14 protein-coding genes are annotated in these 14,511 nt (G+C 59.9%); 10 read left to right on the top strand and 4 right to left on the bottom strand.

All coding sequences use genetic code 11. The features are described from left to right. The first annotated feature begins 61 nt into the window (after positions 1 to 61). The 6 genes from J2X71_RS01045 to J2X71_RS01020 all read left to right on the top strand — a co-directional run bounded on the left by J2X71_RS01045 (position 62) and on the right by J2X71_RS01020 (position 5,003). Positions 62 to 508 (top strand): Rrf2 family transcriptional regulator, encoded by a 447-nt coding sequence (locus tag J2X71_RS01045; RefSeq protein WP_007818882.1) that lies wholly within the window; start codon positions 62 to 64, stop codon positions 506 to 508. A gap of 93 nt (positions 509 to 601) precedes the next feature. Next, complete coding sequence (locus tag J2X71_RS01040; protein ID WP_310378177.1) at positions 602 to 988, top strand: DUF6152 family protein; 387 nt, start codon at positions 602 to 604, stop codon at positions 986 to 988. A 7-nt stretch (positions 989 to 995) separates the two neighbouring features. Further along, entirely contained in the window at positions 996 to 1,466 is a 471-nt protein-coding gene (locus J2X71_RS01035; protein ID WP_310378175.1) for a DUF6644 family protein, read from the top strand. Positions 1,467 to 2,001: 535 nt separating this feature from the next. Beyond that, a complete protein-coding gene (locus J2X71_RS01030) occupies positions 2,002 to 4,236 on the top strand; it encodes a methyl-accepting chemotaxis protein (RefSeq protein WP_310378172.1) in 2,235 nt (744 codons plus the stop codon). Positions 4,237 to 4,432: 196 nt separating this feature from the next. Next, positions 4,433 to 4,714: a prevent-host-death protein gene (locus J2X71_RS01025; RefSeq protein ID WP_310378169.1), complete on the top strand. Its 282-nt coding sequence runs from the start codon at positions 4,433 to 4,435 to the stop codon at positions 4,712 to 4,714. Next, the gene (locus J2X71_RS01020) at positions 4,674 to 5,003 is read left to right on the top strand and encodes a type II toxin-antitoxin system RelE/ParE family toxin (RefSeq protein WP_310378167.1); all 330 of its coding nucleotides are present in this window, start codon (positions 4,674 to 4,676) and stop codon (positions 5,001 to 5,003) included. The genes J2X71_RS01025 and J2X71_RS01020 overlap by 41 nt, the downstream gene beginning before the upstream one ends. On the opposite strand, the gene betA is transcribed toward J2X71_RS01020, so the two are convergent. Genes betA through betI form a run of 3 tightly spaced genes read right to left on the bottom strand, consistent with a single transcriptional unit; the run spans position 5,004 to position 8,794 of the window. Continuing rightward, positions 5,004 to 6,656, bottom strand: a complete 1,653-nt coding sequence (betA, locus tag J2X71_RS01015) for a choline dehydrogenase (protein ID WP_310378165.1) — start codon at positions 6,654 to 6,656, stop codon at positions 5,004 to 5,006. It abuts the gene before it with no gap. 52 nt (positions 6,657 to 6,708) lie between these two features. Beyond that, positions 6,709 to 8,172, bottom strand: coding sequence for a betaine-aldehyde dehydrogenase (gene betB / locus J2X71_RS01010; protein WP_310378161.1), 1,464 nt, complete (start codon positions 8,170 to 8,172; stop codon positions 6,709 to 6,711). A 34-nt stretch (positions 8,173 to 8,206) separates the two neighbouring features. Beyond that, complete coding sequence (gene betI, locus J2X71_RS01005) at positions 8,207 to 8,794, bottom strand: transcriptional regulator BetI (protein WP_310378159.1); 588 nt, start codon at positions 8,792 to 8,794, stop codon at positions 8,207 to 8,209. Positions 8,795 to 8,935: 141 nt separating this feature from the next. Here betI and J2X71_RS01000 point away from each other — a divergent pair, with 141 nt between their 5' ends. The 4 genes from J2X71_RS01000 to J2X71_RS00985 all read left to right on the top strand — a co-directional run bounded on the left by J2X71_RS01000 (position 8,936) and on the right by J2X71_RS00985 (position 12,975). After that, positions 8,936 to 9,484: an HdeD family acid-resistance protein gene (locus tag J2X71_RS01000; RefSeq protein WP_113181968.1), complete on the top strand. Its 549-nt coding sequence runs from the start codon at positions 8,936 to 8,938 to the stop codon at positions 9,482 to 9,484. Positions 9,485 to 9,696: 212 nt separating this feature from the next. Beyond that, complete coding sequence (locus J2X71_RS00995) at positions 9,697 to 9,939, top strand: type II toxin-antitoxin system ParD family antitoxin (protein WP_037105511.1); 243 nt, start codon at positions 9,697 to 9,699, stop codon at positions 9,937 to 9,939. Positions 9,940 to 10,092: 153 nt separating this feature from the next. Continuing rightward, positions 10,093 to 11,898: an EAL domain-containing protein gene (locus tag J2X71_RS00990; protein WP_310378153.1), complete on the top strand. Its 1,806-nt coding sequence runs from the start codon at positions 10,093 to 10,095 to the stop codon at positions 11,896 to 11,898. Between the two features lie 78 nt (positions 11,899 to 11,976). Beyond that, on the top strand, positions 11,977 to 12,975 hold the full coding sequence (locus J2X71_RS00985) for an NAD(P)H-quinone oxidoreductase (RefSeq protein ID WP_310378151.1): 999 nt from the start codon (positions 11,977 to 11,979) through the stop codon (positions 12,973 to 12,975). A 50-nt stretch (positions 12,976 to 13,025) separates the two neighbouring features. Here the strand turns inward: J2X71_RS00985 and J2X71_RS00980 are convergent, their stop codons facing one another. Beyond that, a complete protein-coding gene (locus J2X71_RS00980; protein WP_310378149.1) occupies positions 13,026 to 14,483 on the bottom strand; it encodes an MFS transporter in 1,458 nt (485 codons plus the stop codon). Positions 14,484 to 14,511 lie beyond the last annotated feature (28 nt).

Raw genomic sequence — 14,511 nt, 5'->3', positions numbered from 1 at the left:
CAATTAGCTTTTTTGGCGATGTCGGGATTCGACACCGCTCTGTGTGTGTCGACGGTCCGAGATGATTACGCAAAAGGCAAAATATGCGCTGCGGGCGCTGACGGTTCTGGCGGAAGCTGCGGCCGACGAACCCGTCATGATTTCCGACATTGCCGTGCAGCAAAAGATCCCGAAGAAGTTTCTGGAACAGATCCTGCTCGACCTCAAACATCACGGCATCGTCGTCAGCCGCCGCGGCAAGCAGGGCGGCTATCTGCTGCTGAAGCCTGCCCACAGCATCACCTTCGGCGAGATCCTGCGCATCATCGATGGCCCGATCGCACCACTACCCTGCCTGTCGATCACCGCCTACCGCAAGTGCGATGATTGCGACGGCGAGCAGACTTGCCAAATTCGCCACGTCTTCGCCAAGGTAGCGGACGCCACCCGCAAGGTCCTGTTCTCCACGACGATTGCCGATGCCGTCGGCACCAAGCGTGGCGCGGAAGTCACCCGTCTGCTTGCCTGATCCCCTCTCGCCGGCCTTCAAGATTCGGTGAGTGACCTTTCCATCTGCCTGACATGTTCCACCTGCCCATGCATTCGGGTAGGGAGAAACATCATGTTTGCACTTTCGGGAAAGAGAGCGCTGGCAGCTGTCCTGCTGTCGGCTACAGTCGCAACCAGTGCTGCGGCCCATCACGGTTGGTCATGGGCGGAAGCCGACCAGATCGAGCTTCGCGGCACCATCCAGCAGATCTCGATGGGCGGGCCGCATCCGACGCTCGATGTCGCAACCGTCGATGACGGTGTCTGGCGCGTCGAGCTCGGCAATCCGCGCCAGACGGAACGCGCAGGTTTCGTGGAAGGTGTCGCAAAGCCGGGCGATCAGGTCATAGCGCTCGGAAACCGGTCGCAGGACCGCACCGAGAAGCGGCTGAAGGCGGTGCGCATCACCATTGGTGAAAAGCGCTACGATATTTATCCGGAACGCATCCAGACGAACTGATGTCGTCATGGAGCTTCTCGAATGGCTGGCTGCCACTACGCTCGCGGTCGAGCTTCGGCGCTCCGCGACGCTCTACATGTTCGTCAATGCTGCCCATATCCTGGCGATCGGTCTTCTGGTCGGCGCCATCTTGCCGCTTGATCTCAGGCTCGCCGGCTTTTTTGGTAAGGTTCCGGTGGAGGTCGTTGCGCCATTCCTGTCCCGTTCGGCCGGTGTCGGCCTCGCCCTGGCTTTGCTCACCGGCTTCTGCCTCTTCAGCGTCCGCCCGGGCGAATATGCCGCCAATCCCGCCTTCCTTGCCAAGCTCGGACTGATCGCTTTCGGCATCCTCAATGTGCTCCTGGTTCATGCTGGGCAGGGATGGCAAACCGCAATCACGATCGGCACCATCCATCCCGCCATACGGCTCTCCGCAGCTCTTTCTGCGATGATATGGATCGCAGCCGTTGTGACCGGCAGGTGGATCGGTTTTCTCTGACGTGATCGTCCTGATGTCGCTCAGCTGCGCCGTCGGCGGGCAGCCCCTGCCGGAACGGCGCCGACGAGCATCCGCCGTTTCTTGTGACCAGGCAGATCGACAAATGGCGTCAACCATTCCGTCAGGCAGCATCCCAATCCATGGCCCGTCCTCCTTAGAGGACATGCCTTCCCACCTGTCGGTTGATTAACCCTCGATCCGCCAAAGTAGCGCTAGTCTCAGTTAGGCATGCATGACTCATTCGCCAAAGAGTGCAAGACGCGGGACTCAGTGTCCATTCGCACACTGACGATCGTCGGTCGAAAGTTGCGTCGGTACCTGCGCATGGCATCTGGCGAAAAAACTGAGAGCTGCCAGCCAGTCATATTGTAACCTGCAAGCGTTTAATTCAATTTTTATCGTTTTCGCGCAAGCTCATAATATCTTTGAACGCAACGGGTTGCGGGTAGGCAATTCGGTTGCTGCAGGAAGCATTTGTTGAGCTTCGACGAAGCATAATTCGGGCCGTGATTGCTGTCTTTTTGGGGTAGTTAAAGTGAAAATTTCGATCAAGCACACTTTGGTTCTAGCCTTTGTGGGATTAAGTCTTGCAGTCATTGGACTTGTCGGCAGCATGCTGCAGCAGGAAGTTCGCGTCTATCAGAATTCCACACGGCTTTCGGAGCTCGCTCAGCTCGACGCGAGGCTGTTCGATGCACTGCTCGGATTGCGCGGCGAGCGCGGCGCTATTTCGTCGGCCATCAAACTCGAGCCCTCTGAAACGCAATCCAGCCTGGTCAACCTCGAAGCGGGGCGAAAGAGTGTCGATCCCGCGTTTGCAGCGATCAAAGACTTGAATGACGACAGCGGTTCGACCGCGCTGCGGACCTCGCTTTCCCCTGTCCTTCAGGGGTACAGTCAATGGATGTCCTTCCGTCAGCAGATCGACGCGGCTCTGAAAATGCCGGTCGCCAATCGTGACCCCGCCTTGGCCGCGCAGGTTCTGCCACTGGCGGATAAGATGCTGGGCGACCTCGAAAAGGCCGCCAACGACGTCGAGGCTGCCATCAATGCGCGCGAGCCCGGAATGATGATGTTCACGCAGCTTCGCTCGCTTGCATGGTCGGCCCGCACCAATGCCGGATCGGCAAACTCGACATTTGTGGGTGCGATTATCGCCAAAGAAGCTTTGCCCGCCGGCAAGCTTGCGGAAATCGCTCTCCTGGATGCGAAGGTCAATTTTGCATGGAGTGTCATCACGCAGATAGTACGCAGCCCGGCAACGCCTGCGCGGCTCGTGAAATTGTACGACACCGCGCAGACGACCTACTTTGCCGGACCCTTTGCGGATCAGCGGGTAGCAGCGATCAAATCTTTCCAGGCCGGTCAGCCGATGAACATCGCTGTCGACGAATGGCGCAAACCTGCAGGCCCGGCGCAGGCTTCGCTCGCTGACATCGCAGCAGCGGCGCTGACGGAGATGACCAACGCAACGTCTGAAAATGTTTCCGCCGCAACGCAGTCGATCATTATTTATAGTGTCGCTACGCTCCTTACATTTGCTCTGTCGATCGCCGGAATCATGATGGTAGTTTTCCGTGTCGCCAATCCGATCAGCATGCTGACGGCGGTCATGCGCAAGCTGGCAAGCGGGGACCTTTCGGTTGTCGTCTCCGGCGCCAACCGAACGGACGAGATCGGCGAGATGGCCCGCGCGGTCGAAGTGTTCAAGCAGGCCGCGCTTCACAACAAGAACCTGGAAGCAGAAGCGGAGCGTTCGCGCCAGGCGTCCGAGATCGAGCGTATCGCCATCCAGCAAAAGGTGGAACGCGAGGCGGAAGAGCGTTTGACGCAGGCGACATCGGGACTTGCCGACGGTCTCAAGCGCCTCGCCTCCGGCGATATGTTGTGCGAGATCGACGAGGTCTTCAGCGAACAATTCGAGACGCTTCGCCACGACTTCAACGATTCCGTGCGCCAGTTGCGTACTACGCTTGAAAGTGTGAGCCATACTGCGCGCAGCGTTCGCAGCGGCAGCGGCGAAATTTCGACCGCCTCGGACCAGCTTTCCAAGCGCACCGAACAGCAGGCTGCGTCGCTGGAAGAAACGGCCGCCGCGCTGGAGCAAGTCACGACCAACGTCAAGCAGACATCGGAACGCGCCAGCGAAGCACGCGAGATGGTCCGTCATGCGAGCGCTCGTGCGGAAACCTCCAGGGAAGTGGTATCGAACGCTGTCGATGCCATGCAGAAGATCGAAACCGCATCCAGCCAGATCAGCAACATCATCGGTGTCATCGATGAGATCGCGTTCCAGACCAACCTTCTTGCGCTGAACGCCGGTGTCGAGGCAGCCCGGGCGGGCGAAGCCGGTAAGGGCTTTGCGGTTGTGGCTCAGGAGGTTCGTGAGCTTGCCCAGCGTTCGGCCCAGGCGGCCAAGGAAATCAAGACGCTGATCGGCAACTCCGAGGCTGCGGTCAATCAGGGTGTTACTCTGGTCAACAATACCGGCGACGGTTTGAAGGAAATCGCGCAACTGGTTGTAGCGATAAACCAGCATATGGAAGCGATCGCAGTTGCCGCCAAGGAACAGGCATCCGGTCTTTCGGAAATCAATACATCCGTGAACCATATGGATCAGGTCACGCAGCAGAACGCCGCGATGGTCGAAGAGATGAACGCCGCCGGAGCAGGTCTCGCGGAAGAAAGCGGTCGTCTTTCCGAACTGCTGGCCCAGTTCCAGATGCGAACGCAGAGAGAGCAAGGCCGAAAGGTATCTCGCGCGGCCTGAAGCCGGATGATTTCAGGTCGCATCGACCTGAAATCTGGACCCGTCTCTCAATCAAAAAGATAAGAGCGAGATGCCGAAAACCGCGCACACTTTCTGGCATCCCGCTCTAGTTTTTTATGCCCTTCGACAGAGGGACGTCGAACATGGCACGGCGATCCGCCATATTGCATCGCCGTTGCAATGCATGGGGCGGATCATGAAAACCGCATCGCTTCCCTCTCTTCGCGCGGATCCTGAATTGCGCGCCGCTGCCGTAAGCGTTCTGAAAGAAGGCGAGGGCTTGTCGTCTCTGATCGAGGATTCAGTGCGCCATCAGATCGATTATGGAAAGATCCAGGCCGAATTCATTGCACGAGGGCTGGCCGGCTTGGCGGAGGCGAAACGGACCGGTATCCATCACACGACGGCCGACGTCATGGAGTTGATGCGCGAAAAGCTTGAAAAGGCGAAAGCCCGCAAAGTCGCGCGACAGAAATGACTTTCGAGTCAAAGTACACCCAAACCTTCTACGAGGATTTGGGCGGCCCTCCGATTTTCTAGTTGAACGCAATCCGGATCTGGCGGAACGCGCCATCAGCGGCATCGAAAAGGCTCTGATGATACTGCAGGATTTTCCGCTGAGGCCAGACGCGCTTCCGCGGATGGTCCGCTGCTGCGTCGTCGTGCCGTTCGGCCCAGCTGGATATGACATTCTTCTCAAAGTGATCGACGAAGCGACCGTCATCGTGCTCGCCGTCGGTCACCACCGCGAAGAAGACTACCACTGATCACCGGTCGCTTACCGCCGCGCGCGGATTGACCCACGGCTCCTGATTGGAGCGGGCCATCAGCTGTTTGCCGAGAATATGGTCCGCGGCCTTCTCACCGGTCATGATCGATGGGCCGTTGAGGTTGCCGTAGGTGACATGCGGGAAGATCGAGCTGTCGGCGACCCGCAGGCCATCGACGCCGATCACCCGCGTTTCGGGATCGACCACGGCCATCGGATCGTCCTTCGATCCCATCCGGCAAGTTCCACAAGGGTGGTACGCGCTTTCGAGATGCTCGCGCAGGAACGCATCGATCTGTTCGTCCGTCTGAACCTTCTCGCCTGGCTGGATTTCCGGGCCGCGATAGTGGTCGAAGGCCTTTTGGCCGAAAATCTCGCGGGTGAGGCGCACGCAATGACGGAACTTCTCCCAGTCTTCGGCATGGCTCATATAATTGAAACGCAACACCGGATCAGCCTTCGGATCGGCGGAGCGCAGCGTAACGTTGCCCCGTGATTTCGATAGATTGTAGCCGACATGCACCTGGAAGCCGTGCGTATTGGCCGCCGCCTTGCCGTCATAGCTAATGGCGACCGGCAGGAAATGATATTGGATATCAGGCTGCTTCAGCCCCGGCGCGGAACGCAGGAAGGCGCAGGCTTCGAACTGGTTGGAAGCGCCAAGCCCGCCCTTGGAAAGCAGCCATTGTGCACCGGCGACACCCTGCCAGAACCATGGCAGCCAGGAATAGAGCGACACCGGCTTGGTCGAGATCTGCTGGAAATAGAATTCCATATGGTCCTGCAGATTGGCGCCGACGCCCGGCCGGTCGACCTTTACCTCAATGCCCATGTCCTGCAGATGCCCGCCGGGGCCGATGCCGGAGAGCATCAAGAGTTTCGGCGAATTGAAGGAGGAGGCCGAGACGATCACCTCGCGATTAGCCTTGACGATCTCGGTTGCGCCGCCGCGCTCGATTTCCACGCCCGTCGCGCGGCCATTCTCGATGATGATCCTGCGCGCAAAGCCTTTGACGAGCTCAACGTTCGGCCGCTTCAGCGCCGGCTTCAGATAGGCGCTTGCCGCCGACCAGCGCCGGCCGCGATGGATGGTCTGTTCCATCAGCCCGAAGCCTTCCTGCTTCGAGCCGTTATAATCCTCGGTCGTTTCGAAGCCCGCTTGTTTTCCGGCATCGATGAAGGCGTGAAACAGCGGGTTCTTCACCACGCCGCGCTGCACATGCAGCGGGCCGTCCGTGCCGCGCCAACCTTCCTCGCCGCCGTGCGAGTTCTCCATGCGCTTGAAATAGGGCAGCACATCCGCATAGGCCCAGCCATTCGCGCCGAGCTCTTCCCACCGATTGTAGTCTTCCGCATGGCCGCGCACATAGACCATGCCGTTGATGGAGGAGGAACCGCCGATCACCTTGCCGCGCGGCGCGGTGATGCGCCGGTTGTTGAGGTTGGCCTCGGGCTCGGAAAGATAGCCCCAGTTATAGCGCTTCATGCTCATTGGCCAGGCAAGGGCGGCCGGCATCTGGATGAACGGCCCGAAATCCGAGCCGCCCGCCTCGATGACAATGACCGTGTTCTTCCCGTCTTCCGAAAGCCGGTAGGCCAGCGCCGAGCCTGCCGAGCCGGAGCCGACGATGACGAAATCTGCCTGTTGCATGCTGTTCCCTTTGGATTGTCGTGTGCAACGGATGCGTCGATTTTGGATGGGCTCAGTACGGCGAGGCGACCGGCCCCATGCCGACATAAACCGTCTTCAGCTCGCTATAGTGCTCAAGCGCTGCCAGCGAATTCTCCCGTCCGAAGCCCGATTGCTTCGATCCCCCGAAGGGGATTTCCACCGGGCAGAGATTGTAGGTATTGATCCAGAGCGTGCCGGCCTCCAGCTGGTCGACGACGCGGTGAGCGCGTGTCAGATCGGCGGTGAAGACGCCGCCAGAGAGGCCGAACTCCGTCGTATTGGCGCGCTTGATCACCTCGGCTTCATCGTCGAAATCGAGCACACACATGACCGGGCCGAAGATCTCTTCGCGTGCGATCGTCATCCCGTCGGTCACGTCGGCAAAGACGGTCGGCTGCACAAAATAGCCTTCGCCCGTCACATGGTTCGGGATACCGCCGCCAGTCACCAGCGTTGCGCCCTCGGCCTTGCCCTTCTCGATGTAGGACAGCACTTTTTCGCGCTGCGCCCAGGACACCATCGGGCCGAGCTGCGTGGCTTCATCCATCGGGTCGCCGATGAGGATCGCTTCGGTTCGCGTCTTCAGCCGTTTCAGGAATTCACCCTTGATCTTCTTCTGCACGAAGACGCGCGTGCCGTTGGAGCAGACCTGGCCCGTAGAATAGAAATTGCCGAGCATCGCGCCGCCGACGGCGCTGTCGAGATCGGCGTCGTCGAAGACGATCAGCGGCGACTTGCCGCCAAGCTCCATCGTCACGTGCTTGAGCTGGCCTGCTGCCGCGGCAGCCACCTTGCGCCCGGTCGGGACCGAGCCGGTCAGCGAAACCTTGGCGACGTCGGGGTGGTTGACGAGCAGCGGCCCGGTGTTCCGGTCGCCCTGGATAACGTTGTAGAGCCCCTTCGGCAGACCGGCCTCGTGCAGGATTTCGGCAATCTTCAGCGCGCCGAGCGGCGTGGTCTCCGAGGGCTTGAAGACCATGGCGTTACCTGCCACCAACGCCGGCGCACCCTTCCAGCAGGCGATCTGCTGCGGATAATTCCAGGCGCCGATGCCGACGCACACACCGAGCGGCACGCGCTTCGTATAGGCAAAGTCCTGGCCGAGCGGGATATGCGAGCCGTTCAGTCCCGCCGGTGCTACGCCGCCGAAGAACTCGAAGGCGTCGGCGCCCGAGGTCGGGTCGGCGACAACAGTTTCCTGGATCGGCTTGCCGGTATCGAGCGTTTCCAGCTCTGAAAGTTCGCGGTTGCGCTCACGCATGATCTCGGCCGCGCGCTTCAGGATGCGCCCGCGCGCCATCGGGCTCAGTGCCGCCCATTCCGGCTGAGCGCGTTTGGCAGCCGCGATCGCCTTCTCGACAATCGCGGGCGTTGCGGCATAAAGCCGGGCGATCACTTCACCGGTTGCCGGATAGATGCTTTCGATCAGGGTGCCGCTGTCATCCTCGACATATTCCCCGTCGATGAAGTGCGATGCTTTCGGCTGGGCTTTCATGTCGCTGTTCCCTGGCTGGTTGGCATGAGGTTGTTCATTTGCCGATGCGGTCGAGCTGCATCGTTACATAATCCTCCGTCAGCGCGATCGAGGCTGTAATGCTGATCGGCGCCGATTTCAGACTTTGCCGGATATAGAGTCCGTCGATCATCGCGGCCGCGCCCTCCGCGATGCGTTCTGCGGCATCGTCTGGGCAAAGCGCCTTGAGGGCCGCAAGCAGGTTGGAGCGCAGGCGCCGCGCATAGATGACGAGGAAACGCCGTGTCTCTTCGGATCGCTGCGCCTCGGCATAGAAGGCAAGCCAGGCGGCAATCGTCTGCGGCGCGAACTGGTCGGCGTTAAAGCTGACGCGGATGATGGCCGAGATCCGCTGCCGTGGCGTTGCCGCTTGTCCCAGTGCCGTCACCGCGTCGTCGCGCAGCTGGCGTAAGAGGGAACGGATTGTCTCGATCAGCAGCTGTTCCTTGCTGCCGAAATAGTGGTGGGCAAGGGCAGGCGACACCCCCGCCCGCCGGGCGATATCGGACATGGTGACGGTCAGCGAGCCGTGATCGCCGATCACCCGCAGCGCTGCATCCACAAGCGCCTTGCGGCGCACCGGTTCCATTCCAACCTTCGGCAAGCTCATTTCTCCCGAGAATGGATTGAAGCGTATTTTTGATTGACTGGTCAATCAACAAAAATCTTTCGCGGGATTGATCCGGATCACCTCTTTTCGTGAGAAATTGCTGCAGCATATCTCCAGCAATCAGGAGGTGCGCCAATGGCCAATATTTACGACGGAATGCCCGAATCCCCGCTGCGGTCGAAATGGGTATGGTTCGTCGGTCTCGGCGTGCTGCTTCTCATCTGTGGCCTCATCGCCCTCAGCAACCTGCTGATGGCGACAGTCGCTTCGGTCTTTTATGTCGGCATGCTGATGCTGGCAGGCGGTGTCATCTATCTCATCCACGCCTTCCAGGTGCGCGGCTGGGATCATGTGCTCTTCTGGGCGTTGAGTGGCATCCTCTATGTGCTCGCTGGCGTCTGTGCCTTCATCAACCCCATCCTCACGTCCGCCGCTTTGACCTTGTTTCTGGCCATCGCGCTGCTTATTGCCGGTGTCTTCCGCCTCTTCGTCGGACTGCGCATGCGGCCGCTCAAGGGCTGGGGCTGGATTGTTGCGAGCGGCCTCATCACAGCTCTCGCAGGCTTCGTGATCGCGCTTGGCTGGCCCGTCAATAGCCTCTGGATCCTCGGTCTCTTCCTGGCGGTCGATCTCGTCGTTCAGGGCTGGACAATGCTCGCCTTCGGCCTAGGTATCCGTTCTTGAAACTGTGGAGAGAGGCGGGTCGATGTTCCGATTCGGCCGTTTCTTTTTTGACAAGAACATGGTGGGGTACTAAAATTCTGCGATTGAAGGCCGGCTCCGCAGAAGAGCCGCCTCCTGTGCTAAGGCACTTCGGCATTGGCGCTTGTCGCCCCAGAAGCCGAAAATGGACCCCCGAGGCAGTCTCTGCCGAAAAAGAATGGGAGGAGAATTCCATGCCGATGGTCACCGTTTCCATCTCACCGCTCCAGGCAGCCGGCATTCGCGATGCTGTCGATCAAGGCGGATATGCATCGAGCAGCGAAGTCGTGCGCGAGGCACTGCGCTTGTGGGATGCCGCCCGCAAATTGGGCGAATATCGCAGCGAAGTCCTGGCCGATGAAAGCGCACCCAGCGGCGGCAGATGCGTCGCCGATATGTTCGCCGATCATGAAGCCGAGCATCGCCGTTCGGCCTGAATAAGCCGTTGATTGTAAACTCGAAAATCTAATAAGCGCTTGGCGTGCATGAGCGGTTGCGCGTTCATGAAAGTTTCATACTGAGGAAAGGGTTCGTTGACCCTTCTGCTCCATTGTCCGGCCGAAAAAGAAAAGGTCACTGTGGAGATTGGCATGTCTTTGGCTGCCAGCGTCGAACCGGGTGTCGTGCGTCGTTATGCCAGCGATCAGATCGTTACCCTCGCCAAACTTGTCGTTGAAAATGCGTTTCAGCCGATTGTCGAAGCCGGTACGGGCACGGTCTTCGGTTATGAATCCCTCATGCGCGGACAGGAGCGTATCGGCTTCGAAACGCCGATCGAAATCCTCGACGAAGCCCATGAGACCGGCCAGCTCCTGCAGCTCGAGCAGATGGTCGCGAACCGCGCGCTCGCCAAATTCGCGACGCTCTCGAACTTCGCGACGGCCACGCTTTTCCTCAATCTCGACGTTCGCCTCATCCCGCATGGCAATCGTCTTGTCGAGAGCCTGCTGCTGCAGCTGAAAACGGCGAATATCCCGCCGTCCTCCGTTTGTTTCGAGTTTTCCGAGCGCTTCGACAATACCAGCGTACCCGAATTCGCCGATCTCGTGTCGCGCCTGCGCAAGGCCGGCTTCAAGCTGGCGATCGACGATTTCGGCGTCGGTCATGGTGAGATGAAGCTGCTCTGCGACTATTCCGTTGATTACCTGAAGATCGACCGCCATTTCGTCGCCGATATCGACCGCAGCCCGCGCAAGCGCCACTTGCTGAAGAGCATCGTCAACATGGCCCACGTGCTCGGCACTCGTGTGATCGCCGAGGGCATCGAGACGGAAGCCGAGTTCATCGTCTGCCGCGATTATGGCGTGGATCTCGTGCAGGGTTGGTTCATCTCGCGTCCGTCCACACATCTCTCCGAACTCGTGCCTGCCTTCCCGCACCTGCAGGAACTAGGCAAGAACAAGGGCAACAGCCAGTCGCTCGACGAGATCCTCATCCGCAAGCAGATCGAAATGCTGCCGACCGTCTATGAGAGCGATGGCATTGATACGGTCTTTGAACTGTTCCGCCGCAATCCGCGCCAGGCCTATTTCCCGGTTCTCAATGCCAATGGCGAGCCGCGCGGCATCATTCACGAGCATCACCTCAAGGAATATATCTATCAACCCTTTGGCCGCGACCTTCTGAAGAACAAGGACTATGAGCGCACCATCTCGCATTTCGTCGAGCGCGCGCCGATAGTCGGCCTCGACAGCGATGCTGATCAGCTCATGGTGATCTTCGCCAATATGGAAGGCAGCAACTGCCTGATCCTCACCGACAACATGCGCTACGCCGGCGTCGTCTCCGCCGCCTCGTTGATCAAGGTCATCAATGAGAAGCAGCTGAAGACGGCACAGGACCAGAATCCGCTGACTGGCTTGCCGGGTAACCGTGCCATCCGCGATTTCATGCGCCATTCCGGACGCGACGGCGATGAAGTGCGCCACTTCTGCTATTGCGACTTCGATAATTTCAAGCCCTTCAACGATGCTTACGGCTTTCATCTCGGCGACCATGCGATCTCGCTCTTTGCCGCACTGATGCGCCGTTACTTCTTTGCCGAGCGTCACTTCCTCGGCCATGTCGGCGGCGACGATTTCTTCGTCGGTGTCGTTGGCTGGACAAAGGAGGAACTGACGGAAATCCTTGATCGTCTCATCAGCGATTTCCACGATGACGTGCTCGATCTCTATTCGGATGAGGACCGTGCCGCCGGCCGTATCCACGGTCACGATCGCGCCGGCGCGGAAGCCTTTTTCCCGCTGATGCGCTGCTCGATCGGCGTTCTCGAACTGCCGGAAGGTCTCGTTATCGACGATATCAATCGCGTCAGCGCCGAAATCGCCCAGGTGAAGTCGAGCGCCAAGGAGAGCGACGAAGGCCTCGTATTCCATACGTTAGGCGAGGCGAATTGACGCCTCTGGCACTTCCGGCCTTCCCAAGTCCCAGACCCTGAATTATCTCCAATGCTTCGGAATAGGGAGAGCCGGGCCATGTCGTTGCCGTCGCATATGCGTTTTGTCGATCTGCCGTCTTTCGGCGGGCCGGAGGCGATGGCCATTGCAAGCGGACCGGTGCCGGTGCCCGGCGAAGGCCAGATCCTCGTCCGTACCGAAGCGGTTGGCATCAACCGGCCCGATATTTCCCAGCGCCAGGGCAGCTATCCGCCGCCAAAGGATGCGAGCCCCATTCTCGGCCTGGAACTCGCGGGCGAGGTCGTCGCGATCGGCCCCGGCGTGACCGGCTATTCGCTGGGCGACAAGGTCTGTGGCCTCGCCAATGGCGGCGCCTATGCCGAATATTGCCTTTTGCCGGCCGGTCAGGCGCTGCCTTTCCCAAGGGGTTATGATGCAGTGAAGGCCGCAGCTCTTCCGGAGACCTTTTTCACCGTCTGGGCAAACCTCTTCCAGATGGCCGGCCTGACGGAAGGCGAGAAAGTGCTGATCCATGGCGGCTCCAGCGGCATCGGCACTACCGCTATCCAGCTCGCCAAGGCTTTCGGCGCCGAGGTCTATGCGACCGCCGGCTCGAAGGAAAAATGCGAGGCCTGCGAGAGGCTAGGCGCCAAGCGCGCCATCAACTACCGGCAAGAGGATTTCGCAGCCGTTATCAAGGAAGAGACCGGCCACGGCGTCGATATCGTCCTCGACATGATCGGCGCGGCCTATTTCGAGAAGAACATCGCCTCGCTGGCGAAAGATGGCTGCCTCTCGATCATCGCCTTTCTGCAGGGTGCGGTTGCCGAAAAGGTCAATCTGACACCGATCATGGTCAAGCGCCTGACGGTAACGGGCTCCACCATGCGCCCGCGCACGGCGGAGGAGAAACGGGCGATCCGTGACGATCTCTTGTCCGAGGTCTGGCCGCTTCTGGAAGCCGGAACGGTCGCGCCCGTCATCTATGAGACCTTTGCCTTTGAAGACGTGATAGCTGCTCATCGGCTGATGGAAAGCAGCAACCACATCGGCAAGATCATGCTGAAACTCGGCTAAAGCGCCGTGAGTCCGTTCGGACGCACAAAACACGCGCTAACTCTTTGAATTTACGCATCAGGTTTTCCGAAAATCGATTCCGATTTTCGGGCAGATGCCGTAAGCGACAGCGCCGCGCCGACGGCGATCAGTCCCGGTAAGGCCATGATCACGTAGAGCCAGCTCGCCGCCGAAAGCGCGCCCGTAATTCCGCCCGGGTCGACCAGTCCCGCGCCGTTGGCGATGACGCCGGCAAAGGCCGCTCCGAAGGCGCTACCGAGCGAGCTCATCGTCGGAATGGCTGCCGAAGCCTTGTCCTGCTCGCTGTCGGCCGCCAGCTTCAGCACCTTGGCGACGAGATGCGCCCAGCCGAGGCCGACACCAAAACCCATCATGAACATGGCGACTGCTGCCGGTCCAAGGATGATAAGCTGCGCTTCAGGGTTCTCGCGGGCAAGGAAGACGGCAAGCACGGCTGTCGCTGCGGCTTCGGTTGCACAGCCCGCAACGATCGCGGCGTTGGCTTTCCTGCCGGAGAAGGAGCCGCTGAAGAAGGCGGCCACCGTCCAGCCGAGGGCGACGAGAGCCACCAGATAGCCTGAAATCAGCGGCGTTATCCCGTGCAGAACCTGCAGGAAATAGGGAATGAAGATATCGCTGACGAGAACGAAGTTGAGGCCGATCATTGTCAGATAGACCCGTGATATCGGCTGGCTCAGCGTCACCGCGCCTAACGGCAGCAGCCGGTTGTTGCCCTTGCGTTCCAAAACGAGCATGACGCCGACGGCGACGACCGAAACGGCGATCAGCCCGATCTTGGCTGTCGTCATCTCGGTTGTCCCTGCGGTGCTGACCAGCAGCACTGCCCCAAGCAGCAGGCAGATCTGCGCGACAGGCATCTTTGCCTGTTCGCGGTCGTCCTCGGCCTGCGGCAAAAGCCGCGGCGCCAGCACTGCCATCAACACGCTGAGCGGGACGAGCACGGCAAAGGCGTAGCGCCAGGCGCCGTTATGCGCGAAGAAGCCGCCAAGCGTCGGGCCAATGACGGTCGACACCCCCCAGATCGCCGCATAGAGCGTCGACGCCTTGGGCCAGAGCGGTTCGGGATAGACGAAGCGAATGAAGGCGTAACAGAGGGCGGCGAGCGCACCGGTGCCGAAACCCTGCACCGTTCGACCGATCAGCACGACAGGCATCGAGGGTGCTGCGGCGCAAAGCAGGCTGCCGACGCCGAAGATCACTGCCGCGATCACGTAGACACTGCGCAGCCCGATATTCCTCGGCCGCATCGCCATGAAGATCGAACCCAGTATGGTCGCGGCGATATAAAGCGTCGTCACGAGTGAGAAAAGTTCCAGCCCGCCGATATCGCGCACGATGCTCGGCGCGATCGTCGCCGTGATGTAGCTTTCGACGGCAGAGATCGTCATGCCGCCGCCAAGCATCAATGTCGCCGGCAGCAGCGCAGGGGAAAACAACTGGAAGACAGAAGTTGAAGAGGCTGATGGCTCCAAGGCGGTCTCGGACATGATGAATCCTTGCGTTTTTCCTGACCCG

It is taken from the genome of Rhizobium sp. 1399, assembly GCF_031455475.1.
Taxonomy (GTDB): domain Bacteria; phylum Pseudomonadota; class Alphaproteobacteria; order Rhizobiales; family Rhizobiaceae; genus Rhizobium.
Note: the sequence above shows the minus strand (reverse complement) of the source record. Positions and strands in the feature narration are given on the sequence as shown.

Bases quoted from the DNA above. Each gene is read 5' to 3' on its own strand.
- betB (WP_310378161.1), bottom strand. From the start codon at position 8,172: ATGAAAGCCCAGCCGAAAGCATCGCACTTCATCGACGGGGAATATGTC.
- betA (WP_310378165.1), bottom strand. From the start codon at position 6,656: ATGCAACAGGCAGATTTCGTCATCGTCGGCTCCGGCTCGGCAGGCTCG.
- J2X71_RS01045 (WP_007818882.1), top strand. From the start codon at position 62: ATGATTACGCAAAAGGCAAAATATGCGCTGCGGGCGCTGACGGTTCTG.
- J2X71_RS01040 (WP_310378177.1), top strand. From the start codon at position 602: ATGTTTGCACTTTCGGGAAAGAGAGCGCTGGCAGCTGTCCTGCTGTCG.
- J2X71_RS00985 (WP_310378151.1), top strand. From the start codon at position 11,977: ATGTCGTTGCCGTCGCATATGCGTTTTGTCGATCTGCCGTCTTTCGGC.
- J2X71_RS01025 (WP_310378169.1), top strand. From the start codon at position 4,433: ATGAAAACCGCATCGCTTCCCTCTCTTCGCGCGGATCCTGAATTGCGC.
- J2X71_RS00990 (WP_310378153.1), top strand. From the start codon at position 10,093: ATGTCTTTGGCTGCCAGCGTCGAACCGGGTGTCGTGCGTCGTTATGCC.
- J2X71_RS01035 (WP_310378175.1), top strand. From the start codon at position 996: ATGGAGCTTCTCGAATGGCTGGCTGCCACTACGCTCGCGGTCGAGCTT.
- J2X71_RS00980 (WP_310378149.1), bottom strand. From the start codon at position 14,483: ATGTCCGAGACCGCCTTGGAGCCATCAGCCTCTTCAACTTCTGTCTTC.
- J2X71_RS00995 (WP_037105511.1), top strand. From the start codon at position 9,697: ATGCCGATGGTCACCGTTTCCATCTCACCGCTCCAGGCAGCCGGCATT.
- J2X71_RS01000 (WP_113181968.1), top strand. From the start codon at position 8,936: ATGGCCAATATTTACGACGGAATGCCCGAATCCCCGCTGCGGTCGAAA.